The organism is Paenibacillus apiarius, assembly GCF_017052585.1.
GTDB classification, from domain to species: Bacteria; Bacillota; Bacilli; order Paenibacillales; family Paenibacillaceae; genus Paenibacillus_B; species Paenibacillus_B apiarius.
On record NZ_JAFFHZ010000001.1, the window covers coordinates 3,920,060 to 3,946,684 of the forward strand.

Genomic DNA, 26,625 nt, shown 5'->3' on the forward strand with positions numbered 1-26,625 from the left:
GTTAGAAACAAATTTCATGGCGTTCTGTGCCGCTTGCGCCAGGAGCAGGGTGAACTAAGCATGAGAAAAGATCGGAACACCACAAGGACGAGAATCAAGACGCATGCCTTTCAGAGCGGATTTTCAGAAGGGTATCGAATGGGGTTGTGCGAAGCAACGGTTCAGCGTACACCTAAGCCGCAGCTGTCTCCGTTCGATTTACGCGTCCTTTACGTACCGCAAGGATTTGACGCAATAGACCGGGGCGTATGTGAGGCGTTGACGAAGCTTACTCGAGAATGCGCACAGGTGGAGCCCGCTCAGATGGCGGAAGCAGCAGAGAGGATGAAGCCTGATCTCGTGCTTGTGATGAACGGCTTGCATGTATATCCCCCGGAACATCTTGAGCATATTGGCCGGCTTCGCCAGATGGGGATGAAGACGGCGGTTTGGTTTGTGGATGACCCCTACTTTTCAGAGGATACGGCAGCTGCCGCTCCTTACTACGACTTCATCTTTACCCATGAACGCAGCTGCGTTCCGTTTTATACGCAATTAGGATGCAATCGTGTATTTCATCTTCCGCTTGGAGCGGGGAGCTCCACCTTTCGCCCCTTGCGTGCCGCACCTGCTTATTCGCATGATATCTGCTTTATAGGCAACGCATTTTGGAATCGCGTGAATCTGTTTGACCGCATGGCGTCCTTTCTCGCTGACAAGAAGGTAATCATTGCAGGCGGACATTGGGAGCGATTGAGCCGGTATGCGGTTCTCCATCCGCATATCCGTCAAGGCTGGGTACCGATTGAAGAGACGGCAATGTACTATAACGGCGCCAAAATCGTAATTAATGTGCATCGGCCTGTTGAGCAAGGATCAGACAACCGCAACAGTTACCAGTTGGGCGGGGAATCCATCAATCCAAGAACCTACGAAATATCAGCATGCGGTACACTGCAAATGACTGATGTTCGCAGTGAGCTTGCAGAAATGTATACGCCAGGCGTGGATATCGAGACCTTCACCAGTCCCGAGGAGCTCATGAGCAAGATCGATTATTATTTGCAGCATGAAACGATACGGCGGCGAATCGCAGTGCAAGGATTATATGCGACATTGCTAAAGCACACGTTCGAGCATCGCATACAACGGTTGCTGGAAGCGATTTGTTAACCCATACACGACTGATGACGAAAAGGAGAGATTTCATGCGAACATTTCGTATTCGGCGAAGCAGACGGCTCCGTGCAGGATTGGTTCATCCGTTGGAGCGTTCTCGCCGCCAAGGACGCAAAGCCGGTTTTGAAGGGGGCTACCAAGAAGGGTATTTACGAGGACGAGCGGATTATATTGTAAATACGACACAAGCGCAGGTGACGTTTCGCCCCTTGCATATCTTATATGTTTCGACGGGAAAAGGATACCCTTACTCGCCGTTGGATGAAGGGATCATCTCGACGTTCCAGGGGATGGTGGGCCAGGTGTCCTTGGCAGGACCGCACGATCCGGTCGCCGCAACGGCAGTACAGCTTCGCCCTGACGTTGTTGTCGCCTTGGACGGAATGGAATTCCCGGTCGAGCAAGTGGATGAAATCCGCGCTCATGGCATACGCACGGCACTTTGGATTACGGACGATCCGTACTATACGAGTGCGATGGCCGATATCGTCACGCATTACGATTATGTGTTCACACTTGAAGCGAACAGCGTTCCGTTCTATCAGGGGATTGGCGCTAATGCGCATTATTTGCCGTTCGCCGCCTTTCCGGGTCAATTCCGTCCCATCAAGACACGATCTCCGATCCGGCAAGATCTTTCCTTTATCGGCTCGGCATATTGGAATCGGGTAAGGACGATTGAACCGATTCTGCCCCAGCTGATGAAGCGCAACATCGTCATTTCCGGTCTCTGGTGGGACCGCCTGTCCGAATTCAGAAAATACGCGCATCAAATTCAGCTCGGCCGTTGGATGGATCCGCATGAGACCGCTGCGTCGTATAATGGCACGAAAATCGTTATCAACATGCACCGCGCACATGATGACGAATCGGTCAATCAGAACTCCGCCAACATCGCTGCAGCTTCCCCGAATCCGCGCACCTTTGAAATATGCAGCTGCGGCACGTTGCAATTAACCGACGTACGCGATGATTTAGCCCGGTTCTATACGCCGGGAGAGGAAATCGAAACGTATAGCTCCCCAGAAGAACTGATAGATAAAATCGATTACTATTTGAAACATGAGCAGGAACGCCGCGAGATTGCACTTCGTGCTCTGGCCAGGACATTACGCGATCATACTTATGCGAATCGTCTTAATCAGATGTTAGGCATCATCTTCGGATGATGAAGCGCCCGGTCGGCAAGCCGCCCGGGCTTTAATCGTCCCTCCCTTGTGTCGCATCCATTGAATCAACTTATCTTGGCGGGCAGCCAAAGGATCTTTTCGGAGCGGAACAGCAATTAAATCGCTTACAAACTTCTTTTTCATGAGAAAGCTTTATTTATCTCTTCCTATCATGAGAGGACAAGCTTCCGTGAGCGTTAACGAGAAAATGATTCCATTGATGAAGAGAAAGAGCGGTTTTATATCCGCATTTGCGCTGGGTTGCTTGTAATAAGCTTTCATTTCCGTTTACACCACGCGAGGGAAAGGCGTAAGATTCAGTTCAGCAGTATCAAAGAGAATCCGTTGCGTCTTATTCGCTGAATCCCGCCTGAATGGCGGGAACGGGGGAACCATATGAAGCGGACAGAGCTGACTGGCAGGTGGTGCCGGTGAGGCCGTTCGCAAGGGGTGAATCCGGAAACAGACATTCCGTCTGGTCCGGTAGGGGGACTCTTCGCCTCCGAATCCGTCAGCTAACCTCGTAAGCGTACGGGGAGAGGCGCGCCCGACTGTTGTCTGTCGACGCACCTCTTTCTTCAAGCAGGGCATCGGACACGACAGGAGGGAATTGAATATGTATGACACGGATCGAATGATCACCGTGTTCGCACCGAATGCCATGGGCGTCGATTTCATTCGCCAGTTGCGAGGAGCAGGTCTTCCCGTAGCGGCCATCGCCAATAACGGTCGGCTTGCTAAGCAAATGGAGAAGCTGGGTGTCGCGCATGTATGCCGAGTCAACACAACCGATCCTAAAGAATGGAATGTGCCTGAAGTGCCGATAGGGAGCCTCTTTTTGTTCGAACAAAGCTTTGCTTTGTCGTGCCGCCTGCTTCAAGTATGCCGGCAATGGTCGTGCGAGCCGATTACGCTTGTAACGAAGCGCCATCATCCGCGTTCCATTTACCGGCTTCTAGGCGCGGATTACGTCATTTATACGCAATCGGATCAGGTCTCTTTTTTGTTATCGCAATTTGTCCTAACGGGATCTCGCGCGCAGTCGCCTACCGCGTAACGAGGCTGAGCAATCGTGTTGTTTATGGAATCGTATGACAGACTCGTCCTTGCAAGGGCGAGTTTTTATGTCTTCTATCAGTTAATAGCGGTTAATAGAGTCTGATATGTACGGGAATTACAAGGCGACTGCCAGAGCAAATATGATCTGGAGACGGACAAGTGGATATTTCTCGTAAATTGTACGCTTGTATCAGGTTCAAATGTCGTGCCGATACCCGTCGTGGACTAATATATTGTAGTACCTTGGCAAAGGAGGTGGAATGATACCTGTTCCCCGTAACACGGCAGAACGGGCATAACCTGATGAAACCAAAAATGCTCTTATTCTCCCATTTATGCAACAAGACTTACATTACCGGCGCTGAAAAACTGCTTCTCTTTCTAACGCGTGAATTGCAGGCATATTACGATTGCGTGCTTGTTGTACCTGAAGAGGGACAGCTATCTGCACAAGCATCAGCCTATCAGATTCCGTTTATCGTCCAGCCATGCCGGTTGTTCTATTCGACGGTGTCGCCATCGGCGAATTTGTGCGCCGAGCTTGAGCATGTACGGCAGCATTCGGAGTGGGATGCGATCGTCCGGCTTCTGGCCGAATTGCGGCCGGATATTGTATTGACCAACACCTCGGTGCATGCGCTGCCGGCGCTTGCCGCCAAGTCATTAGGCATACCGGTGCTGTGGCAGATTAATGAAACGATTGCGGATAATGCATTCACCTCCAATGCCGTCTCGCTCATTCGAATGTTCAGCGATGGAATCATCGGAGTCTCAGAGACTACCCTTGCGCCATTTCGCCGTTATGTTTCCGAATCGCATGTTCCCATATACGTGCTGCCTCCTTCTTGGCATATGGACTCGTTGGAACCGGAACGATGGCACGAGTTCAGGTTAAGGAAGCGGTATGAGCTTAATCTATCTCCCGCTCACTGCCTCATCGGTTATATATCCTCAGCCATATATGTCAACAAAGGTTTGGAACACTTTCTGCTCATGGCCCTTCAAATAAGCGAACGTGTCAAGGATGTGCGTTTCGTGGTGGTAGGCGCCCCGGCGGATGAAGCGTATTTTGAAGCATGCAAAGATATGATAAAATCGGCGCCCGCTAATCGATTTCATTTTATTCATTTCGTGTCTTCCGTTCAGTCCATTTACCCTGCAATGGACATCGTCGTCATACCAAGTCTCAGCCCGGAAGGCTTCGGGTTGACTGCGATGGAGGGTCTTGTGTTCGGCAAACCGGTGGTCGCATACGGTTCGGGTGGATTGGCGGAAATTATGCGGATTACCGGAAATGAGGAATCAATGGCCGAACCGGGCAACGTGAATCAATTAACGCACAGGGTGTTAGACTTGGCGTTGCATCCCGATAAAGCCGAAGCGCTCGGCAGACGCAATCGCGAAGCGGCCGAGCGAGAGTTCGGAGCGGGAACGTACCGGGAGAGATTAATCCAAATCCTTGTCCACCATGTCATTCATCATCCTGCTATGTATCGTCTCATTCAAGGCTCACAGCCTATCGTGTACGTGTTGGATTATGGTCTGTATCGACCTATTCCCGCCGCTTATCGGTTCAAGTATGCGGATCCGGCACAAGTCCGCCGAGTGCCAGATGCGGTGCTCGCCGCATTGCCAAAAGGAGCAGCAGTCGAAGTTCCCGAGGCAGCGCTGCCCGCTCTGGCAGCGGGGGCGCGGAAAGAAAAGCCCCGCCGTAGAAAGCGCAAGCACCGAGCCCGTTCAGTGAGAAGAAGTCGGCGTGTGCTGCGGCGATTGCGCATCTCGCCAAAGCGGCGCATCCGGGCCGTTCGCAGAGGCGGGAACAGGAGAGCGCGGCAAGGTCGCCAGCGCGTGCAGCGCCGCAAACGCTCTTGAACCTTTCCAGCTTGCCTTCGCGAAGCAGACCAATTATTTTTTGAAACGAGGGGAGAAGTGCGATGCGTGTCATGACGATTCTTGGAACACGCCCCGAGATCATTCGTCTCAGTGTGATGATGAAGAAGCTGGACCGACTGGCCGGGCGTCACGTCATCGTGCATACGGGACAGAACTTTACCCATACATTGAGCGACATCTTTTTTGAAGAGATGCAATTAAGGCAGCCTGATTATGTGATAAACCATAAGCAGCAAAGTTTCGGCGGACAGCTTGCCTCCATGTTTGAGCAGGTTGAAATCATTTTGGAGAAAGAGCGGCCAGACAAAGTGCTGCTGCTCGGGGACACGAACAGCGCCTTATCGGCCATTATGGCCGAGCGCATGGGTATTCCCGTCGTGCATATGGAAGCGGGCAACCGCTGCTTTGATCTGGCAGTGCCGGAAGAGAAGAACCGTCGCGTCATTGACGCGATTTCTTCTATTAACATGCCGTATACCGATCAGAGCAAGCGGAATCTAATTCGCGAAGGCATTCCCAGCCAGCGGATCGTGGTGACGGGGAACCCGATTTACGAAGTTCTTCTTCATTATCAAGCGCAAATTAATGCTAGTCCCATCCTCGAACAGCTCCAACTACAGCCGCAGCAATATTTCATCGTGACCGCCCATCGCGCAGAGAACGTGGATAATCCCGATCATTTAAGCCAAATCGTTCACAGCTTGAACACCATTGCGAAGACGCATCATCTCCGCTTAATCTTCAGCATTCATCCACGGACCCGCTCAAAATTGACCCACCATCATATCAAGCTGCATCCGCTTGTCGAGTGTTATGAGCCGTTCGGTTTTTTTGACTTTGTCAGACTGGAGCAGCATGCGCGCTGCGCCATTACAGATAGCGGCACCGTACAGGAGGAGTGCTGCATCTTTCAAGTGCCGACCGTAACGATACGCAATTCGACCGAGCGTCCCGAAACTGTTGATTGCGGAAGCAACGTCATATCCGGATTACGAGCCGGCAACATCGTTGAAGCGGTGTCCATTATGATGGCTTTGTCAACCGGCTGGAGCTGTCCGGACGGATACGTAACGAAGGATGTATCGGATAAAGTAGTTAAATTTTTGCTTGGAGGGAACATCCATGTTTAATGACAAGCGCATTCTCGTGACCGGCGGCACCGGATCATGGGGACATGAGCTGGTTCGTCAACTGTTGCCGCAAAATCCGAGAGAAGTGACGATATATTCTCGCAATGAATCAAGTCAGGTGGCGATGAGCCGGGAGTTTGAGGATGATCGGTTAAGCTTCTGCGTTGGCGACATACGGGACAAGGATGCGATCATGCACGCGTGCCAGGAAGTGGACTACATCTTTCATCTAGCCGCACTCAAGCACGTACCTGTATGTGAAGAGCAGCCGTATGAGGCGTTAAAGACAAACATCATTGGAACACAGAACGTTATTGAAGCAGCCATTGAAAATAAAGTGAAAAAGGTCGTTTACATCTCCACGGATAAAGCGGCCAACCCGTCAAATTTTTATGGCATGACCAAAGCGATCGGAGAAAAGTTGATTGTGTACGCCAATCTGTTGCGTTCCCCTACAAAATTCGTCTGCGTGCGCGGCGGCAATGTGCTTGGCACAAACGGCAGCGTCATCCACCTGTTCATGAATCAAATCAAGACAAAGTGCCAGATCGGGATTACCGATAAGAAAATGACACGTTTTTTTCTTACTTTGCAAGATGCGGTTACGCTTTTGTTTAAAGCGACAAAAGAGAGCTTTGGCGGTGAAATTTTCGTCATGATGATGCCGACCTGCCGCATTATCGACTTGGCGGAAGTGCTGATTGACAAGTCGGGTCAAGATAATGTGCGCATTGTCGAGACAGGCATCCGTCCCGGTGAGAAAATCCATGAAATATTGATGAGCGAATATGAAAGCTTGACGACTATCGTGTATGACGACACCTATTTAGTTATTTTGCCGACTCTTGATATACCGGGGTTAAAGGAGCAGTATAGCCACTACTCTCTGGTCGGCTTCTCGAGCTTCAGCTCAGAGCACGATCTGATGAATAAAGACGCTATCCAAGCGCTGTTGAAGCGGGGAGGCTTCTTGCAATGAAAATTCTCGTCATCGGGGGCAACGGAATGGCGGGCCATATTCTGGTCCGTTATTTCCGGGAACAAAAGAACGTCGCCTTGTTCTATACATGCCGCGATATTACAGATGAACATGCTTTACTGTTGGATGTGACCGATACGGAGCAAGTGGAACGGATTATAACTGCGGTGCGTCCTCATGTCATCATCAATGCCGTCGGCGTGCTGAATGAAGCGGCAGCACAGAGACCGATCGAAGCTTATCAAGTGAATGGACTGCTGCCGCACCGGCTGCGGCAGATTGCCGACAGGCTAGGGGCGCGTGTCGTTCATATTAGCACCGACTGTGTATTTTCCGGGCATAAGGGGCAGTATCGGGAAGACGACAAACCGGATGGAACCTCTATATACGCGGTCACCAAGAAGTTGGGGGAGTTAACCGCAGAAGAACCGCACCTTACGGTCCGCACCTCGATTATCGGGCCTGAAATCCGGCCGCAAGGCATTGGACTGCTGCATTGGTTCCTGCGTCAAGAAGGAACGATCCAGGGCTACCGCCAAGTGTGGTGGAACGGAGTCACGACATGGGAATTGGCGCGAGCGATTCACCATTACCTCCAGCGCGGAATAAGCGGCTTAATCCATCTGGGGCACCCGCAACCGATTCATAAACATGAACTGCTGACGTTGTTCAAGAATGTATTCTCGAAAGTCAATGTGGACATTGCGTCTACGGATGAGCCGGTCCTGAACCGCACGTTGGCCAACACTCGAACCGATGCGGATTATACGCTCCCTTCATATCCCGATATGATCGCGGAATTAGCGGAAAGGATGCATTGGCGATGAACGGGCTCTGCACGCTGCTTGTTACTGGAGCTTCCGGATTTACGGGTCGCCATGCGTGTCGTCATTTTCTGGATTCCGGGATGCGTGTCGTTGCACTCACGCGGCGTGCGAACGCCGATTTGTCGGCAATGGGCGCGGAGGCGGCCATATGCGACTTGCGGGATCGTGAGCGGGTGGCCGAGGTGGTGGCGCAGGTTCGGCCCGACTATGCGCTTCATCTGGCCGGGATGAATTCCGTACGGGATTCTTGGACGGATCCGTTGCTCACGCAGGATGTAAATGTGATGTCCACGCTGCATTTGTTGAATGCGCTTCGCCTTACTCCGAGCTGCCGCATTCTAATCGTCACATCGAAGCTTAAAGCATCTGTGGCCCCTGTCTTTTCTCCCCATCATCCCTACTCGCTAAGCAAGACGCTGCAAGAATTGGCCGCCCTTGGATGGGCTCATCTGTTTAATCAGAACGTTCTGCTGGCAGAGCCGACCAATCTGATCGGCCCCGGTTCCTCTACAGGCATATGCGGCTTGCTGGGACGCTATATTGTGCAGACGGAAAATGGGGAGGGGCCGCCGCGCTTCAACATATCGAATCGATATGAGCAACGGGATTTCCTTGATGTGCGGGATGCGGTAGCAGCGTATGAAATCATTCTCAAGCATGGCATGCAAGGACACATTTATCCGGTTGAAAGCGGACGGTTACTCAGCTTGGGGAGTGTGGTGGACACGTTCGCTAGTTGTGCGCACGTACCGGTAGAATTTCAATACGGCGATGCCGCGCGGCCATGCCCCAAGGTCAAACCCAATGACATTTCCTTTCTGGAGGAACGGGGCTGGAAACCGCTGCGCGCATTTGAACAGTCCGTGGCAGATATTCTTCACTATTATCGGAAGGAGGGGGAACTCCATTGAAGGATTATACGTTCCCATTTGTGACGATTGTCATCCCTTTTTATAACGATCCATTCGTGGGTCAAGCTCTTAACAGCGCGCTTCAACAAACGTACCCCCATTTCGAAATCATAGTCGTCGATGACGGCTCCACTCGATATGCCGATCGCATTCGGCCTTACATGGATCGCGTCCATTACTTAGGCAAAGCGAACGGAGGAACGGCATCCGCGCTTAATCATGGCATTAAGTACGCCTCGGGAGAATATATTGCTTGGCTTAGCTCCGACGACATGTTTTATCCTGATAAACTAGCCAGACAGCTGGAGTATATGATAACGCATAACGCCCTCATCTGCCACACGAATTTCGACTACATCAATGCATACAGTCAAGTGACGCAGCATCGTGCCGCCGTAACGTTCCAATCTACGGAACAATTTTATGAGAGCTTCTTCCAGTTCAATCCGGTGAACGGATGTACGGTCATGATGAAACGCGAGCTGTTTCAATTTATCGGTACCTTTAACGAGGCTCTCCCCTTTACGCATGATTTGGATCTTTGGTACCGGGCCATATTGAATGGAATTGACTTTCACTTCGTCGATGAGCCGTTGACGGCATACCGCTGGCATGGGGGCATGGGAACGATGAAGCATGGAGCCGCCATATCCGAGGAGGCTGCAGAGACGAACAGCCGCTATCAACCGCGTCTTGCCAAGTTTTTGCAGTGGATGTCCGTGTAAGGCGCGGCCGGGGCACCCAAGTATTCGGCCGTTGAATCATTTGGGTGCACCCTCTTTGAAGTGCGGGATGCTTTGGGCGTCTCCCGCTAGGCACTTACCCTTACCGCAATGGAGCATTCCGCATATGTTGTTACCGATGCTCGCGGGCAGCGATCAGAGAAAGGGGCAGTGTGAATTGGGAGTCTACTATTCCGATGTATTGGATAATCCGATCATTAATGACGAGCCATTAGTGAAATATGCCGATATTCAAATAGAAAACCAGCATTCACAATCGGCGAATGTGTTGATACGACTTATATGCAACGGCACCATCATTTCGGAGCATATTCACAGAATAAAGCAGCAAGGAAATTCAGGCGATGTGGTTAAAATATCGGACCTGCGGCTTTCGACTGGACCTTATGGTTTTCAAGTGTTTACGACCATTACGGGTCATCATCCGTTGCAGCTGTCAGTGCAAATGAAAGACAACAAGCAATCTATCGTTCGTACGATAGGAATGGAGACGTTCACGGAGGTTGATGTGTTGAAATAGCGTCCGTTCCTATGGCAAGTAAACGGAACGGGAGATTGGATGGAAATGGGGCGAACAATATGCGTATCATCGTAACGGGCGGAGCGGGCTTCATTGGGTCTCATCTCGTGGATGCCCTCGTCAGTCAGGGACACGAGGTACATGTCCTTGACAACCTTAGTACGGGAAGAAAAGCGCACATTGCACCGCAGGCGGTGCTTCATGAAGTGGATATCGCAGAGGAAGCAGCAGGGCGGAAGATAGAGCTTCTCCAGCCGGAAATCGTGTTCCATCTAGCCGCGCAGGCCGATGTCAAGCGTTCCATTGCGCAACCGGCAGAAGATATGCGGACCAACATTCAGGGCACCTTGGTTACGCTTGCCGCATGCTTGAGAGCACAGGTGCAGCATATGGTGTTCGCCTCTACTTCGGCCGTATACGGGAACCTTACCGCCGATACGTATGAGGAGCAGATGCATTTTCCGGCACCGCTCTCCTGTTATGGATTATCCAAGCTTACGGCAGAACGCTATCTCGAACTGTTTACCCGTTTACATGGACTGAAAGGGACGATACTGCGTTTTGCGAATGTATACGGACCGAGACAAACGCCAAAAGGTGAAGGCGGCGTGATCGCCTTATTCGTAAACCGTCTGCATGCCAACGCTCCTCTCTTTATTCATGGGGACGGCGAGCAGACGAGAGACTTTATTTTTGTAGGGGATGTTGTAGAAGCGTGTCTATGTGCAGCCGAATGCCGAAAGGACGGCTTATGGCAAGTCGGGACCGGGAAGCCGACTACCATTAATGAGCTGGTTCACCATTTGCGGCACATTTGCGGAAAGCCTGTACAGCTGGAAAAGCATCCTCCAAGGCTAGGGGACATACGTCACAGCTGCCTTAGCTACGAGCGTCTGCGACAAGACATGGGGTGGACTCCGAAATTTTCTCTGCTTGATGGGTTGGAGCGTACTTACCGCGCGTGTCAGGATAATGGGAGCTGAGTGTGACGGCTCCGATTGTTCACAAATCAGACATAAATTTTTAAGTATGATTTCAGTTTCATTTAATGTGGCATTAGAGTTCATTGGATATGATGCTTGTTGGAGCATTTTGTGAGGGGCGCGCCGCATGCTGTGTGCGGGCGCCGTCCACGGAAAGTTAGGACAGGGAGGGTCATTATGTTAGAAGTGAAGGACGTCAGTAAGATGTTCGATGAACGCCGTGGCGTGCAGCACGTTAACTTCACGATGGAGCGCGGGGAAATCGTCGGCTTCCTGGGTCCGAACGGCGCGGGGAAGACGACTACCATGCGCATGATTACGGGGTATCTGAACCCGACAAGCGGGAGCATTGCGATTGACGGACTATCGATGTCGGAACACGGTGCCAAAGCCCGCGGCAAAATTGGCTATTTGCCTGAGACGCCACCGCTATATCCGGAAATGACCGTGATGGCGTATTTGCGTTTTGTGGCCGATTTGCGGAACGTTCCGGCACGGGAGCAGAAGAAGCGCATTGATGAAATGTTGGACAAGCTTGGATTGCATGGCAGAGAGCGGCAATTGATTCGCAGTCTGTCAAAAGGATACAAGCAAAGGCTTGGATTGGCCCAGGCCATTATTCACAAGCCCGATCTGCTTGTGCTTGATGAGCCTACATCAGGACTTGATCCGAATCAAATTATTGAGATTCGGCAGTTGATCCGCGAGCTTGGGGAGCAGCATACCGTGCTGCTCAGCACCCATATTCTCCCCGAAGTGAATATGCTATGCAACCGTGTGCTTATTATTCATCAAGGACGAATTGTGCTGGACGAGCGTCCCGACAGATTAGGCGCGGCTATGGGACAAGAGTGCAGCGTGCACTTGGAAGTGAAAGGCCCGGCAGAATCCGTTATGCAAGCGGTCTCTGCCTTGCCGCTCGTAGCCGAAATTCAAATTGTCGGCTCCGAATTAAAATCGTACCTCCAGATGGAAGAACATAATGAGGCTCCGGCCGAAGCTGCAGAAGAGCAATCCGATACGCTCCAAGTCGGGGCTGGGCAGGAGATGGAAGCTGCAGCGCAGAGATGCGGTGAGGATGATGGGCAGCGCTGCGAGCAGCCGGGCGTGCCTTTGCCGGAAGCGGAGGAGACGGTAAAGCTGCGCGTCGTGTCGCGGGATCAGTCCGATGTGCGTGAATCCATATTTTATGCATTGGCGGCCGCGGGGCTCCCTCTGCTTGAAATGAAGCGGGAAATGACGAGTCTTGAGGATGTGTTCACTCGCTTAACGACGGAGGAGGATTCGGGTGATGCGTAGATTCAATGCGATTTTTCGCAAAGAAATGCATGCTTATTTTACATCGCCGACATCATATGTCGCTTTCGCGGTGTATGTGCTTATTTCCAGCATATTATTTTACATGAATTTTGTGATGTTTCAGCCTAGCATCATCGATTTTAGGCTAGTGTCGGGAAATGCGACATTTATGTACGTATTCGTCATTCCATTACTGACTATGCGGCTCTTTGCGGATGAATTCCGGCAAGGGACGGATGAGCTGCTGCTGACTTCTCCGGCGCGCATCTCCGAAATCGTGCTGGGCAAATATGCCGCTGCCCTTGTGTTGATGGTGGTGCTGGTCGGGTTTACTCTTATTTATCCCATCGTGATGTCATTTTACGGCACATTGGATCTGAAGATGATGATGACTTCCGTTATCGGCCTGCTGCTGCTGACGTCCGCGATGGCGGCGGTAGGGCTGTTCGCATCCGCCTTGTCGCAGCATCAGATGGTGACGGCGATCGCATCCTTTGTCATGCTGCTCACATTCTGGACGATGCTGGACTGGGCCGCCTCGTCCTCCGGCACGCTCGGCGAATGGCTGATGCCGTTTGCGATGAACACGCGGTTGGACTCGTTCATGAAAGGGGTGCTAAACGGGGCGGACGTACTCTTTTTCATTACATTGACGGTCGTATTCGTCGTGTTGAGCATCCAAGTGCTTGAAAGAAAACGGTGGAGGTAACGAATATGAAGAAATGGCTGCGAGGAACGAACGCGGCTCTGCTGTCGGCCGCCGTCATCGGCATCTTTGTGTTGTTGACGTATTTTTTACAGTCGCTAACGGGATTCCAATGGGATTTGACCCAAGACAAATCATATACATTGTCGGACCAGACGACCGGTACATTGTCGTCGATTCAAAATAAAGTCGAGATGAAGCTGTTCTTAACTACGAACGACGATCCGCTGCTGACGCGGCAGGTTGCGGATATGGGGCAGGAATTCGCGAAGCGCAACAGTCACATTACGTTTCAGCAATATGACCTGTTGAAAGAGCCGTCATTGGCGCAGCAATACGACTTGGCGGGAAGCTCGATTGTGTTCGAGCAGGGAACGAAACGAAAGACGGTCGGATTATATGAAATGTTCACCGCCGGTGACGGTAACGGAGCTTACAAGTTCAGCGGCGAGGAGAAAATGACGCAGGCGCTGCGCAGCTTGTCTTCTGATAAGAAGTCAAAGGCTTACGTATTGTCCGGTCATGAAGAACTGCCGCTTGCTCAATTGACGGCGCTGGCATCCAGTCTGGGAGAAGACAATATTGAATTACAAGAATTAAACCTGTACCGCGAAGGCGAGATTCCGAAGGATGCGGACCTCGTCATGCTGCTTGGAGGCAGCAAGGACCTGTCCGACAAGGAAGCGCAGCTGTTAAAAAAATATGCCGAGGGGGACGGGAAGCTCTACATCGCGTTGGGGTTCAATCCCGAGATGAAGCAGTCATGGAAAAATCTCGATGGACTGCTGCAGCAGCTCGGAGTGGAGAACAAGCATGCGGTAGCGGTAGAACCGAAGGAGAGCATTCTTTACGATCCATTCACCATTATACCTGAGTACGGCACGCATGATTTGACGGCCAAGCTGTCGCAATACAATTTGCTTACGATGCTCACTCTGGGCCTGCCGCTCGAGGCGAAAGAAAGTGGCGAGCTGGAAGCCGAGCCAATTCTTCGCACGTCGGCCGAAGCTTATGGAGAAACGGATCTGGCAAGGCTTATTAAGGAAGGAAGCGAACATGGGGAAGAAGACATCAATGGTCCGCTGACACTCGGCCTGGCGGTGACGACGCCAGACGGCAACCCTAAGGCTGTCGTCATCGGAGGTTCCAGTTATTTGGAAGACAGAAACATTTATACGCAAGGAAACCGCGATTTTGCATTGAACAGCGTGAACTGGCTGCAAGGCAACGACGATCAAGTCACAATCAGACCGCGGGAGCACGCAGCCTACCAGATTGCATATCTCACTCCAGGGCAAGCGCAAACCGTATTATGGACGACCGTGATCGGCTTCCCGCTCCTATTGCTCCTCATCGGGGCCGGACTATGGTGGAGAAGGAGACATGCATAATGAAAAAGGCATTGCCAACAGTTGTTCTGCTGGTTATATTGGCAGCCGGATTATGGTATGCATCAGCCAACAATTTCTTCCGCACGAACCAAGAGCAGGCGAAAGAATCGCTTTTGCGGGTGGATCCGAAGCAAATAACCGCCTTGACGGTTCAGACGCAGGAGGAGCATGTGGAACTGGTGAAAAAGGAAGGGAACTGGGTGATGGAGAAGCCGGCATCCTATCCGTTGAATACCTATCCAGTAGACGATTGGCTGTCGACGATATCGAACGTGAGCGTGGAGTCGACAGTAGAGGAACAGGCAGCTGATTTGGACAAATATGGCTTGGCTAAGCCCACCGAATCATTTACGGTAGCCCTGAGTGACGGCAATATGCACCGTATCGCTGTAGGTGCCGAGTCTCCCATCTCCGGCTTCGTCTATGCGATGGCAGATGAGGAGCGGACGGTATATCAAGTAGCGCAATCCGAGCTGTCGAGCCTGAGGCGTACGGCCTTCGACTTCGCCCTAAAGGAACCGCTGACGTTTCCGCTCGAACTGGTGAAACGGTTCGAGTGGAACTGGTCGGGGCAGTCCTATCGTTTGCACCATGTGGACAAAGCGGAGACGCCAACGGATGCCAATAAGGAAAAAAGTGAAACAAAGGATTGGCGGCTTAACGATAAGTCTATATCTGAAAACGACGCTACAACGCTGATGAACAAGATAAGGTATTGGATGACGGAGCAAGAGCCAAAACGGACTGCATCCTTGTCTCTTATAGCCAATCATGAACCGGATTGGACGTTGGAACTGTCGCTGAAGCCGGATCAGGATGTGACGGCACAAGAAGAGAAAGGAAAAGCAGAGACGCGACAGTATAAAGGATATGTGCAGGGCGAAGAACTGTGGATTGTTCCGCCAGATGGCCAGTGGGCATATGCCATTCATAAGCAGGAGCTTCTGGATGTTCAGAACCTCTGGAACGAGAAGATGGGCGATAACGAAGATAAACAAGCAAATGAAAAATAAGATAGAAGGCCCGGAGGAAAACCTGGAATTAAAAGAGGACGCCGGAGGCGTATATTCCGGCGTTGTCCTCCGCTTTCCGCTTGGTCAAAAAGTGGGCCAACGCAAAAGCAGCATCGCTTGCGAGAAGCCGCCGCCGAAGCCATAAAGAAGCGTCAGGTGCCCAGGCTGCAATCTTCCATCCTTCAGCCCTTCGGCAATGGCCAATGGAATGCTCGCGGCCGAAGTGTTGCCATAATATTGTACGCTTGTCAGTGTGCGCTCCAATGGGATGCCGGAGCGTTCGCATATTGACTCAATCATGCGCAAATTAGCGCTATGAGGAACAAACCGATCCACTTGGTCAGCCGAGTATCCCGCCTCGTCCAATAAACGCTTGATCCCGGCAGGCACTTGCTGCAGCGCCCATTTATATACTTCTCTCCCGTTCTGGAACAACGTGCCGTCAGCCCTCATCTCGATCTCTCCGATGCGATCGGCTACCGCGCGACGATGCAATATGCCCCCTGTATCTCCCATCGTCAACGAGCCGGAGGCAACAAAGCACGCTGGCTCCGTTCCGGCTTCAAGAAGAATCGCTCCGGCTCCGTCGCCAAACAAAATGCAAGTGCTGCGATCTTGATAATCAATCGCGTGTGTTAACACTTCCGAGCCGATGACCAAAACCTTGCGGTGCATCCCGGAATCAATCAGGCCGATGGCCAATTGCATTGCGCTTACAAAGCCCGCGCATGCGTTGGATATATCTAATGCCATCGCATTGGAAATGCCGAGACGCGCTTGAACAAGCGCCGCAGTGCTCGGGAAGAATGCGTCAGGAGTCGAGGTCGCAACAAGCAACGCATCTATAGTCTGCACATCCACCCCATGACGCTCTGCCAAATCAAGCACCGCATGATATGCTAAATCGCTGGCATATGTATCGGGACCGGCAATTCTCCGTTCAATCATACCTGTGCGCTGCACGATCCATTCATGATTTGTATCCACCATCGCAGCCAGATCTTCATTGGTCAAACGTCGCTCCGGTACATAAGTGCCGAATGCGGTAATTAGTGCTTTAGTATGCAGCTTCACGGTTTGCAAGATGAAAAATCCTCCTTTAGAACGAATGGAAAAATGAATATGAGACCGAAAACCATTTTATTAGGACCAGGTACTAAAATTGTGTTGCTCTAATATTATATTGGCCGCTACAATTTGTCAACAAAGACTCAAATAAGGATGCAGCTGCGGCTATTTTCATAATTTATTCCGCTGCAAGGAGTGGAAGCGCGGGAAAAACCTATCGGCATAACATCCGCGCCTCAGCGCATGCTAAGTGTTGTGACACCCCCCATTCATCTATATAAGGAGGAAGTTCGATGCGATTGAAGGTGGCTTTGCTGACGATGACGGCTGCGCTCGTGATGACGATGGGTATGACAGGTTGTATGAATCGTGATAATGTAACCACCAAGAATGCCCGTCCGAATAACATGTACCGGTCCACAGATGGTGTTCGACCGCTTGACGGGGATTACCGCTTTAACGCCAACCGCTATAATACGAATTTTAACGGAAACGGTTACCGTACGAACACTCTAGATAACAATTATGGTGGAACGTTAGGAACGCGCGGCAACAATAATGATGGCATGTTTGGCAACAATAATGGTGGAATGTTTGGCAACAATAATGGTGGCATGTTTGGCAACAATAATGGTGGAATGTTTGGCAACAATAATGGTGGCATGTTTGGCAACAATAATGGTGGAATGTACGGCCGCAATTACGACATGAATGGCGGACGCTACGGCATGCAGTCCATGAATGGCAAAATGGAAATGAGCCAAAAAATCGCCAACAAGGTTGCAGCGATTAAAGGCGTGAAGTCCGCCAATGTATTGTTGACTAATAACAACGCTTACGTTGCGGTACAGACCGACGATACGGCAGGGACGAGAGGATTGTCCGGAATGAACGGCAATCGTTCCAATGCGCGTTCTTTTGGGACAACTACGAAACGCACGAATATGGGCACATATTCTAACCGTACGAACACCTACAATAATGGAATAGGTGCAAATGATGTTGACCGTGACTTGAAAAACAAAATCGCCAAGACGGTCAAAAAAGAAGCTCCAAACTGCAATAACGTATACGTGTCGGCAAATCCGGATTTCGTAGATCGGATGAACCGGTATATGAACCAAGCGGGAAATGGACAACCGCTTACAGGACTTGCCAATGAAATTCAAGAAATGATTTACCGCGTGTTCCCGACGAATGCCGGCGCTAACACGACAGGACCGAATCGGTTAAACAATATGGCTCCAGGGAGATAATATCGCCATGGCCATGATGCAGGACTTGCTCTCTAACGCAAAGAATATGCGTGCAGAGACAAGCCCTGTCTTTACATAAAGGCTAAAGTCTATGTTAACTTGCTTCAACCGGGATGGTTTTATGTATTTATCCTTGTGTGCTCGGGAAGGCGAAGCCCATTTTTGCGAACTACCGCACCAAGTGTAATCGCCCTTCATAGTATAACTTTGACTGTATCCCTTAACCTTGTTATATTACAAAAATTTGGGCAAGGAGGGGTGACACTTGAAGGGTAGCGATCACAAAAGCAAGTTCCTGCTGACCAATCGTGAACGCGAAGTCTTTGAATTACTTGTTCAGGACAAAACGACCCGTGACATTGCACAACAATTATTTATTAGCGAAAAAACGGTCCGAAATCACATTTCGAACGTAATGCAAAAATTGAACGTGAAGGGTCGTTCGCAAGCGGTTGTCGAGCTAATCAAGCTTGGGGAGTTAAAAATCTAACAATTAGCCCATCGCCCTGACAATTTAGCCTTCTTGAGCATATCCAGCAGGTTATGCGATAGGAGGTTCTTTGATGAGCAAGTTCGGACGACTTGCACCGAATAAATTCAAGCGTAGGACTAACAGCAGTATGTTGTTGGAATTACGCTTTATTTTTTATTGCTCAAAAAAGCGCCTCTCTCAAGGAGAAGCGCTTCAGTCTATCTGCTTACATATGGGTGCTGCCCTTAACCCATACGCGTTGAATGTTCAACTCTGGGTCGGTCCAAACCAGGTCCGCTTGCTTGCCGATTTCAATGCTGCCGGTTACGTCAGCGATGCCAATCTGTTGGGCCGGGTTCAAGCTTGCGAGCTGGGATACTTCAGGGACAGTCAGTCCTACGAAGTTCACCATATTTTTGAACGCTTGAATCATGGTCAGCGTGCTGCCTGCCAGCGAGTCGCCCTCGGTCAGCCGGCATACGCCGTGCCGCATGGTTACAGCCAAGCCGCCCAAGTCATATTGACCGTCCGGCATGCCCGCTGCGGACATCGCATCGGTAATGATGACGAGCTTGCCAGGCGCCTTAGAGCGGGTCAGCATCTTGATGCAAGCGGGATGCACGTGGATGCCGTCGGCAATGATCTCTGCCGTAATGCGATCATCGGTCAGCACAGCGCCGGCAACGCCCGGATCGCGATGGTGAATCGGCGTCATCGCGTTGAACGTGTGCACTGCCTGATTCAAGCCGGCGTTCGCCGCACGAGTTACTTCATCATATGTGGCTGCTGTATGTGCGGCCGCTGCGTTCACGGCGTGCGCGCGCAGCCAGCGGATGGCTTCGAGCGCATTGTTGCGCTCAGGCGCAAGACTGACCTGCTTCATGAGTCCTGGGAAACGTGCATGCCAATCTTCGAACCAGCCGATTTGCGGGTCAATCATGAATTCGGCGTTCTGGGCCCCTTTATATTTCGGATTCACGAACGGTCCTTCCAAATGGACGCCAGCCAGCTGCGTATATTTCATGCCTTGCTTCATATAGTCGTCTACCGCAACCATGACACGATCAAGCGCTTCGCGGGATTGCGTCATTGAGGTCGCCAGCATGGCCGTCGTGCCGTGCTCCATATGAAACTTCGTGATCGCATTGTACGCATCGCTAGTCGCGTCCATAAAGTCCGATCCGAAGCCGCCGTGCACATGCAAATCAATAAATCCAGGAAGTACCCAGCCGCCATGGGCGTCAATCGCATCAGGCGCCCAGCCAAGCTGCTGGGCTTCCGTCAACTCGGACCGTTTGCCGATAAAGGCGATGCGTCCGTTTTCGACACGGACAATACCGTCGCACAATGTGCCGTTCGGTGTCACGACACACGCATTGGTGAGGGTGAATGTTGAATTAGCCATGGAAATATTTAGCCGCCTCCTTGTCGAGCAATACGACGACGTTTGGGTGCATTTGCAAGAGCGACGCCGGAACTTCAGTTGTAATCGGACCAGTCAAGGCACGGTGAACGATGTCTGCTTTATCTGCGCCGCGAACGACGAGCATAATCATTTTTGCTTTCAAAATAGAACCGACACCCATCGTAACCGCTTGCTTCGGCACTTCGTCAATGGAATCGAAGAAGCGCGCGTTCGCTTGGCGGGTCTCTTCTTTAAGGGTAACAATATGGGTGCCGCCGTGCAAGTTCTGATCGGGCTCGTTGAACCCGATATGACCGTTATGACCGATGCCCAGCACCTGCAAATCAATGGAGGCGTCTGCCAGCATTTCGTCGTATTGCTTGCATTCTTGCTCGAGGTTCTCTGCGTTGCCGTTCGGCACGCGCGTGTTTTCCTTATTAATGTCGATATGATCGAACAATTGCTTATTCATAAAGGATAAGTACGTTTCCGGATGTCCTGCAGGCAGCCCCACATACTCATCCAGATTGAAAGAGCGAACGTTCTTGAAGCTGACATAGCCTTTTTCGTTCAAACGAATCAATTCTTGATAAATGCCGATCGGACTGCTGCCGGTCGCGAGGCCGAGAACCGCGTTCGGTTTCGTCTGCACCAGACTTGCGATAATGCTTGCTCCGATTTGGTTCAATTCTTCATTCGTTTGAAAAGTCAACAGATTCATGTAAAAGTTACCTCCCTTTATCTTTACGGTACTTGCGTACCATACGATACGATTGCTCCAGCTTGGGGATGTGCTCGTCGAACTGCTCGCTGACGATGCCCGCAAACAAAATGTCGATTATGTGAAGCTGCGCGATGCGCGATGCCATGTCGCCGCGCCGGATGCCTTCTTCCAAGGAAGAAGCGCAAATCGATATATCTGCTAGAGAAGCGAGACGATTGACGCCGACCTTCGTCAAGGAAATGGTTGTGGCGCCGCGTTCTTTGGCGCACTGCAGAGCTTCAATTGTTTCCGGTGTTTCCCCGGAATAGGAAATGGCAAAGGCAACATCTTCTGCGGTAAGGTTCGCAGCGGAAGTGATTTGCATATGAGGGTCGGGAAAACAAGTGGCCCGCTTCCCGATGCGAATGAGCTTCTGATAGAAATCCATCGCTACGATGCCTGAAGTCGCCATACCGTACAGATCGATCTGCCTTGCCTGCTGGAAGGCAAGCAGAGTGCGTTCCAAAGTGACAATATCCAGTAGCCGTGTCGTATCTGATATAGACCGGATATGATTGGACTCAATAGCTGAAATAATATCCCGCAGGGGATTCCCTGCAATAATATCCTGATAGGAGAGCGGCGTTGTTTGTTGAGCCAAATCAGCTGCAAGCTTTGTCTTGAAATCGGGATATCCGCGAAAATGAAGCGATTTGCAAAATCTGGTCACCGTTGCGGCGGACGTTCCCGATTGCTCGGCCAGCTCCGTGATGCCCATCGACACTACATTGCCCGGAAATTGCAAAATGTAATCGGCCACCTTGCGTTCCTGGGGATGAAATTCGTGTGCTTGCTGCCGAATCGCTTGCAATATACTGGACAAAAAAATCATCCTCTTACGGTTGGATTTTATGAAAATAATTTTAATTATTTTTCTTCTAATGATGAAAATTTTTTCAATACCACTCTAATCATAGTAAATAAGCGGCCGCATTACAAGCCGAAAGTGAAAAACACCACAATTTCATCACACTTGCCGCATCGCAGGCTAGCAAGATGAATTATTGCTGCTCTAATTGGCGCTGCTCGCGAAATTGGCGCGGGGACAGGCCTAACCGATTTTTGAACGTGCGATGAAAATAAGAATAGCTTTGAAAGCCGCACATTTCGGCGATCTGCTCTAGCGGCATATATCCATGCAGTATGCGTTCGCAAGCCATGTTCAACCGGACGTGGATCGCATAATCCATCACGGACTGATGGAATGTCTCTTTAAATATATGGGACGCTCGTGAGACGCTTAACTGCACCGCTTCAGCCACTTCTTGCAGCGTAAACGCCTCGGTTGCGTTTATCTCGATATAATGCTTCATTTGGTGCGCAAGCTGCGTGCTGCGTTTCATATTTTGGAACGAGGGATGGGAGCGCTCCGTCAGCGTGCGGTCCAACATGTGATAGAAGGCGAATGTCAGATGTCTGACAATATCGTTCATGTTGTGGCTGCCGAACAGCCGCTGCTCCTGCATAATATCCCGCCATAAGGACAACAGCCGGTCGTCGATGCCGAGGACCGCTTTGCCGGGACGCGCGCGCTTGTTCCACCAAGCCGCGATCCAAGGACCGTTGATTATGAAATAATAGTCAAGGCTGTGCACCTTAGGGAGCGGATCCAACGTGCCCGGATCGCGGTAGCCGATTTGTAAATCATAGTACTGTCCGGGGGCTAGCAGCAGCATGTCTCCGGGTTTGAACGCCTCGAAGCGATCATGAAGCCATACGTGCGCACTGCCCTCAAGCTGGATTCGGACAAGATAGTGTTTCAGCTCCGGGATGATCATGCTCATCGGCTTGCTATGCCGGGCGTACCCGGAGAACATTAATGTAAAGTCTTTATCGGTTTCAATCGATGGGGACATTGTTTCCTCCTGCCGCAATCGGTTTTGATTTACAGTAATTATAGCAAAAGCAGCAAGATTGTTCATATAAAAAGGATATCCTTCATTCACACTGGGGTGGCGATGTGGCACAATGAAGGCAGTTCATTGAAAACCTTTTCAACCAGGCTGGAATATGTTGTTTATTCGTTATTTTTCATACACAAATGAGGTGGAACAAGGTGAAGATTGGATTACAGTTATATACCGTAAGGGACGAGACAGCGAAGGATTTTGCAGGCACGTTGGAAAAAGTAGCGGCAATGGGGTATGACGGAGTTGAATTCGCTGGCTACGGCGGATTGCAGCCGCAGGAATTGGCTGCGACGCTGGAGCGGTTGAATTTGCAAGCCGCCGGCTCCCACGTCAGCATCGAGCAGCTGATCGATCATTTGGATGAGCAGATTGAGATGAACGCGGCAATCGGCAATCGTCACGTAATCTGCCCTGGATTGGGAGAGTCGCGCTACAATACGCTGGCTGCCCTTCAAGAGACAGCGGCGCATTTCGCGCGTGCGGCAGAGCGCCTTGCGGAGCATGGCATCAAGCTGGGCTACCACAACCACGATTTTGAATTTACGACCAAGCTGGGCGAGCAGACGATGTTCGACACGCTGTTCCAGCAGCTTCCTGCGGAGAAGCTCTTTACAGAGCTTGACGTATGCTGGGTGCAGTATGGCGGCTATGACCCGCTCAGCGTAATCGCCCAATATACGGGCCGCATTCCGCTTGTTCATTTCAAGGATTTGAAGCGTACCGAAGAGGGTAAGCCGTTGACCGTAGAGCTGGGTCTCGGTGAACTTGACTTGATGGCCATCGCGCAAGCGTCGCGGGATGCCGGAGCGGAATGGCTAATCGTCGAGCAGGACGAATGCCAACGCCCGAGCTTGGATAGCGTCAAGAACAGCCGTCAATGGATTAAGAACAATTTAGGCAAATAATTGGCTCATCTTCATTCGATCCTGACCGCCAAGTTAGAACTATACCTGTAAAGTTAAGGATTTACTATAAATAGTATCGATTTTGAGGAGGAAAACAACAATGTCTAAGGTTTATAAAATTGCGATTATCGGCTGCGGCGGCATTGCCAACGGCAAGCATATGCCTAGCTTGTCCAAATTGGATAATATCGAGATGGTTGCGTTTTGCGATATTGTGGTGGAACGCGCCGAAGAAGCGAAAGCCAAGTATGGCAACGAAAATTCCAAAGTATACAGTGACTATAAAGAATTGCTGCAAGACAGCAGCATTGATATTGTGCACGTATGTACGCCGAACGATACTCACGCGGAAATCTCCATTGCCGCCCTGGAAAGCGATAAGCACGTCATGAGCGAGAAGCCGATGGCGAAGACGGCGGCAGACGCGCGCCGCATGGTGGAAGCCGCGAAGCGTACAGGCAAGAAATTAACCGTTGGCTACAACAACCGTTTCCGCTCCGATAGCCAGTATTTGAAGCAGCTGTGCGAAGATGATACCTTCGGAGAAATCTACTATGCGAAGGCTCACGCGATTCGCCGCCGTGCCGTTCCGACTTGGGGCGTGTTCTTGGATGAGGAGAAGCAAGGCGGGGGCCCGCTGATCGATATCGGAACGCACGCGCTTGATCTGACGCTGTGGATGATGGATAATTACGAGCCGAAGGTCGTTCTTGGCACATCCTATCATAAGCTCAGCAGCCGCGAGCAAGCAGCCAATGCATGGGGGCCGTGGGATCCGGAGAAATTTACGGTCGAAGATTCGGCGTTCGGCATGGTCGTAATGAAGAACGGCGCGACCATTATGCTGGAATCCAGCTGGGCGCTCAACACGACGCAGGTCAGCGAAGCGAAGTGCACGCTGTGCGGAACCGAAGGCGGAGCGGATATGGTCAACGGGCTGAATATTAATGGTGAAAAACATAGCCGTCTGTATCAGCAGAAAATCGAACTTGACTCGGGCGGCGTTGACTTCTATGACGGTGCGACGGAAAGTGCTCCGGATTTGGAGATGCGTCTCTGGATCGACGCGATTGAGCATGATAAGACACCGGTTGTGACAGCAGAGCAAGCATGCGTCGTCTCTGAAATTTTAGAGGCAATTTATGAGTCGTCCCGCACGGGCAAAGCGATCTATTTCGAATAAAAGACGTGTTCAAAGAGGGAGCCTTTGAACACCTCTAAAAAGAGGAAGACAGCAAGACATCATCCCGCACAGGGCTGATTTTACCGAAGGAGGACTAGCAATGAAATTAGGCGTATTTGCTGTATTGTACGGACAACTACCGCTGGAGGAAGCGCTGGATACGATCGCAGCCAAAGGGGTGGAGGCGGTCGAGATTGGCACCGGAGGTTATCCCGGCAACAAACATTGCAATCCGCACGAGCTGCTCGCTGACGAGGGCAAAATAAAAGCGTTCAAGCAAGCGGTGGAATCCCGCGGCTTGATGATTAGCGCGCTAAGCTGTCACGGCAACCCGCTTCATCCGCAGAAGGAGATTGCCAAGCAGTTCCATGACGACTTCATGGCTACGTTGGATTTGGCGGCGAAGCTGGAAGTGCCGATTGTAAATGGCTTCTCCGGCTGTCCGGGGGATCATGAGGGAGCGAAGTATCCGAACTGGCCAGTGGCGCCTTGGCCGAACGATTATCAAGAAATATTGGATTGGCAATGGAAAGAAAAAGTGATTCCATATTGGACAGAGGTCGGCTCGTATGCCACTGAGCGCGGACTCAAGATTGCTCTTGAGCTGCATGGAGGATTCTCCGTCCATTCCCCTGGCACGATGCTGCGCCTGCGCGAGGCGGTTGGGGAAGCAGTCGGCGCCAACCTCGATCCGAGCCATATGTGGTGGCAAGGAATCGATCCGGTGCAGGCCATTCGCATTCTCGGACAAGAGAACGCAATCTATCACTTCCATGCCAAGGACACGACGCTCGATCCGATCAATGTGAACAAACACGGCATTACAGATATGCAGTCGTATTCGATGATGCTAGACCGCGCATGGCAGTTCCGCACGGTTGGCTATGGACATGATATCAAGACATGGGCTGACATTATTAGCGCGCTTCGTCTGATAGGTTATGATTATGTTGTAAGCATTGAGCATGAAGACGGCTTGATGTCGATCGGCGAAGGCTTCACGAAGGCAGTGCAGAACCTGCAGCCGATATTGATGAAGGAACCGCTTGGCGAGATGTGGTGGGTATAATGACAAAACAACTCCATGTCACGATTTGGAACGAATATCGCCATGAACATAACAATCCGAAGGTCGCCGAGATCTATCCGAAGGGCATTCACGGCGCAATTGGAGAAGGTCTGGAATCGGAATTTCACGTTCGCTACGCCACGTTGGATATGCCGGAGCATGGCTTGAGCGAAGAGGTGTTGAACGCAACGGACGTATTGCTCTGGTGGGGCCATATGGCGCACAACGAGGTTGAAGAGGAAATTGTGGAACGCGTGTATCGACGTGTGCTGCAGGGAATGGGACTTATCGTGCTGCACTCCGGCCACTTCTCCAAAATCTTCAAGAAGCTTATGGGTACGAGCTGCGACTTGAAATGGCGCGAAGCGAATGACAAAGAGCGTTTATGGGTCGTTTCTCCAGGGCATCTTATAGCAGAAGGCATCGGAGAATATATTGAGCTGGAGCAAGAAGAGATGTACGGTGAACACTTTGACATTCCCGAGCCGGATGAGCTGGTGTTCGTAAGCTGGTTCACCGGCGGAGAAGTATTCCGCAGCGGATGCTGCTACCACCGGGGAATGGGCAAAGTCTTCTACTTCCGGCCAGGTCATGAAACGTATCCGACCTATTATAATGAACAGGTTCGCCGCGTCATTTATAATGCGGTCAATTGGGCTAAGCCTGCCACTCGCTCTTATCCGGCATATGGCAACGCGAAGCCGCTTGAACCATTAACCTAATATCGATAACAAACTTGGCGCCTGCAAAGGCGCCTTTTTTGCGTCTATTGGTCCGCAAGTGCGAGATCAGAAGGAATTTTTTCAAAGTAAA

At 51.1% G+C, this 26,625-nt stretch carries 26 protein-coding genes and 1 riboswitch; of the genes, 21 read left to right on the forward strand and 5 right to left on the reverse strand.

From position 1 onward, the window contains the following. Positions 1–60 precede the first annotated feature (60 nt). The 15 genes from JSQ80_RS17500 (at position 61) to JSQ80_RS17570 (ending at position 15,781) form a co-directional block, all read left to right on the forward strand. Positions 61–1,152, forward strand: a complete 1,092-nt coding sequence (locus JSQ80_RS17500) for a CgeB family protein (RefSeq protein ID WP_087436130.1) — start codon at positions 61–63, stop codon at positions 1,150–1,152. 35 nt (positions 1,153–1,187) lie between these two features. Beyond that, on the forward strand, positions 1,188–2,327 hold the full coding sequence (locus JSQ80_RS17505; RefSeq protein WP_206096151.1) for a CgeB family protein: 1,140 nt from the start codon (positions 1,188–1,190) through the stop codon (positions 2,325–2,327). 347 nt (positions 2,328–2,674) lie between these two features. Next, positions 2,675–2,873: riboswitch (cyclic di-AMP (ydaO/yuaA leader) on the forward strand. A 70-nt stretch (positions 2,874–2,943) separates the two neighbouring features. Then, positions 2,944–3,384, forward strand: coding sequence for an HAD family hydrolase (locus JSQ80_RS17510; RefSeq protein WP_206096152.1), 441 nt, complete (start codon positions 2,944–2,946; stop codon positions 3,382–3,384). Between the two features lie 305 nt (positions 3,385–3,689). Continuing rightward, entirely contained in the window at positions 3,690–5,258 is a 1,569-nt protein-coding gene (locus JSQ80_RS17515) for a glycosyltransferase family 4 protein (RefSeq protein WP_206096153.1), read from the forward strand. Between the two features lie 62 nt (positions 5,259–5,320). Further along, positions 5,321–6,409, forward strand: coding sequence for a non-hydrolyzing UDP-N-acetylglucosamine 2-epimerase (wecB, locus tag JSQ80_RS17520; RefSeq protein ID WP_087436036.1), 1,089 nt, complete (start codon positions 5,321–5,323; stop codon positions 6,407–6,409). After that, positions 6,402–7,388 (forward strand): polysaccharide biosynthesis protein, encoded by a 987-nt coding sequence (locus JSQ80_RS17525; RefSeq protein ID WP_206096154.1) that lies wholly within the window; start codon positions 6,402–6,404, stop codon positions 7,386–7,388. Before wecB ends, JSQ80_RS17525 begins: the two co-directional genes overlap by 8 nt. After that, positions 7,385–8,215, forward strand: a complete 831-nt coding sequence (locus tag JSQ80_RS17530) for a dTDP-4-dehydrorhamnose reductase family protein (RefSeq protein WP_206096155.1) — start codon at positions 7,385–7,387, stop codon at positions 8,213–8,215. Before JSQ80_RS17525 ends, JSQ80_RS17530 begins: the two co-directional genes overlap by 4 nt. Next, the gene (locus JSQ80_RS17535) at positions 8,212–9,126 is read left to right on the forward strand and encodes an NAD-dependent epimerase/dehydratase family protein (RefSeq protein ID WP_206096156.1); all 915 of its coding nucleotides are present in this window, start codon (positions 8,212–8,214) and stop codon (positions 9,124–9,126) included. The genes JSQ80_RS17530 and JSQ80_RS17535 overlap by 4 nt, the downstream gene beginning before the upstream one ends. Beyond that, a complete protein-coding gene (locus JSQ80_RS17540) occupies positions 9,123–9,851 on the forward strand; it encodes a glycosyltransferase (RefSeq protein WP_087436040.1) in 729 nt (242 codons plus the stop codon). Before JSQ80_RS17535 ends, JSQ80_RS17540 begins: the two co-directional genes overlap by 4 nt. A 124-nt stretch (positions 9,852–9,975) precedes the next feature. Next, positions 9,976–10,389 carry a hypothetical protein gene (locus JSQ80_RS17545; protein WP_087436041.1) on the forward strand — a complete coding sequence of 138 codons (414 nt, stop codon included), beginning with the start codon at positions 9,976–9,978 and terminating at the stop codon, positions 10,387–10,389. Positions 10,390–10,448: 59 nt separating this feature from the next. Beyond that, positions 10,449–11,372: an NAD-dependent epimerase/dehydratase family protein gene (locus tag JSQ80_RS17550; protein ID WP_206096157.1), complete on the forward strand. Its 924-nt coding sequence runs from the start codon at positions 10,449–10,451 to the stop codon at positions 11,370–11,372. 177 nt (positions 11,373–11,549) lie between these two features. Further along, complete coding sequence (locus tag JSQ80_RS17555) at positions 11,550–12,671, forward strand: ABC transporter ATP-binding protein (RefSeq protein ID WP_206096158.1); 1,122 nt, start codon at positions 11,550–11,552, stop codon at positions 12,669–12,671. Next, positions 12,664–13,380 (forward strand): ABC transporter permease subunit, encoded by a 717-nt coding sequence (locus tag JSQ80_RS17560; RefSeq protein WP_206096159.1) that lies wholly within the window; start codon positions 12,664–12,666, stop codon positions 13,378–13,380. Before JSQ80_RS17555 ends, JSQ80_RS17560 begins: the two co-directional genes overlap by 8 nt. Positions 13,381–13,385: 5 nt before the next feature. Continuing rightward, positions 13,386–14,768, forward strand: a complete 1,383-nt coding sequence (locus JSQ80_RS17565; RefSeq protein WP_206096160.1) for a GldG family protein — start codon at positions 13,386–13,388, stop codon at positions 14,766–14,768. Next, positions 14,768–15,781, forward strand: a complete 1,014-nt coding sequence (locus JSQ80_RS17570; protein WP_206096161.1) for a DUF4340 domain-containing protein — start codon at positions 14,768–14,770, stop codon at positions 15,779–15,781. Before JSQ80_RS17565 ends, JSQ80_RS17570 begins: the two co-directional genes overlap by 1 nt. Positions 15,782–15,865: 84 nt before the next feature. On the opposite strand, the gene JSQ80_RS17575 is transcribed toward JSQ80_RS17570, so the two are convergent. Next, entirely contained in the window at positions 15,866–16,864 is a 999-nt protein-coding gene (locus JSQ80_RS17575; protein WP_206096162.1) for a ketoacyl-ACP synthase III, read from the reverse strand. A 278-nt stretch (positions 16,865–17,142) separates the two neighbouring features. Here JSQ80_RS17575 and JSQ80_RS17580 point away from each other — a divergent pair, with 278 nt between their 5' ends. Then, positions 17,143–18,105: a YhcN/YlaJ family sporulation lipoprotein gene (locus JSQ80_RS17580; RefSeq protein ID WP_206096163.1), complete on the forward strand. Its 963-nt coding sequence runs from the start codon at positions 17,143–17,145 to the stop codon at positions 18,103–18,105. 265 nt (positions 18,106–18,370) lie between these two features. Continuing rightward, the gene (locus JSQ80_RS17585) at positions 18,371–18,595 is read left to right on the forward strand and encodes a helix-turn-helix domain-containing protein (RefSeq protein ID WP_019422432.1); all 225 of its coding nucleotides are present in this window, start codon (positions 18,371–18,373) and stop codon (positions 18,593–18,595) included. 208 nt (positions 18,596–18,803) lie between these two features. Here the strand turns inward: JSQ80_RS17585 and nagA are convergent, their stop codons facing one another. The 4 genes from nagA to JSQ80_RS17605 form a co-directional block, all read right to left on the reverse strand. Next, positions 18,804–19,982 carry an N-acetylglucosamine-6-phosphate deacetylase gene (nagA, locus tag JSQ80_RS17590; protein WP_206096164.1) on the reverse strand — a complete coding sequence of 393 codons (1,179 nt, stop codon included), beginning with the start codon at positions 19,980–19,982 and terminating at the stop codon, positions 18,804–18,806. Then, on the reverse strand, positions 19,975–20,703 hold the full coding sequence (gene nagB, locus JSQ80_RS17595; protein ID WP_087436050.1) for a glucosamine-6-phosphate deaminase: 729 nt from the start codon (positions 20,701–20,703) through the stop codon (positions 19,975–19,977). Before nagB ends, nagA begins: the two co-directional genes overlap by 8 nt. Positions 20,704–20,710: 7 nt before the next feature. Next, positions 20,711–21,568 (reverse strand): MurR/RpiR family transcriptional regulator, encoded by an 858-nt coding sequence (locus JSQ80_RS17600; RefSeq protein ID WP_206096165.1) that lies wholly within the window; start codon positions 21,566–21,568, stop codon positions 20,711–20,713. A 178-nt stretch (positions 21,569–21,746) separates the two neighbouring features. Then, entirely contained in the window at positions 21,747–22,601 is an 855-nt protein-coding gene (locus JSQ80_RS17605) for a helix-turn-helix domain-containing protein (RefSeq protein ID WP_206096166.1), read from the reverse strand. Positions 22,602–22,801: 200 nt separating this feature from the next. On the opposite strand from JSQ80_RS17605, the gene JSQ80_RS17610 reads away from it, so the two are divergent. The 4 genes from JSQ80_RS17610 to JSQ80_RS17625 all read left to right on the forward strand — a co-directional run bounded on the left by JSQ80_RS17610 (position 22,802) and on the right by JSQ80_RS17625 (position 26,534). Next, on the forward strand, positions 22,802–23,560 hold the full coding sequence (locus JSQ80_RS17610) for a TIM barrel protein (RefSeq protein ID WP_206096167.1): 759 nt from the start codon (positions 22,802–22,804) through the stop codon (positions 23,558–23,560). A 100-nt stretch (positions 23,561–23,660) separates the two neighbouring features. Beyond that, on the forward strand, positions 23,661–24,743 hold the full coding sequence (locus tag JSQ80_RS17615; protein ID WP_087436054.1) for a Gfo/Idh/MocA family protein: 1,083 nt from the start codon (positions 23,661–23,663) through the stop codon (positions 24,741–24,743). A gap of 100 nt (positions 24,744–24,843) precedes the next feature. Then, a complete protein-coding gene (locus JSQ80_RS17620) occupies positions 24,844–25,812 on the forward strand; it encodes a sugar phosphate isomerase/epimerase family protein (RefSeq protein ID WP_206096168.1) in 969 nt (322 codons plus the stop codon). After that, entirely contained in the window at positions 25,812–26,534 is a 723-nt protein-coding gene (locus JSQ80_RS17625; protein WP_206096169.1) for a ThuA domain-containing protein, read from the forward strand. Before JSQ80_RS17620 ends, JSQ80_RS17625 begins: the two co-directional genes overlap by 1 nt. The last annotated feature ends 91 nt before the right edge of the window (positions 26,535–26,625 follow it).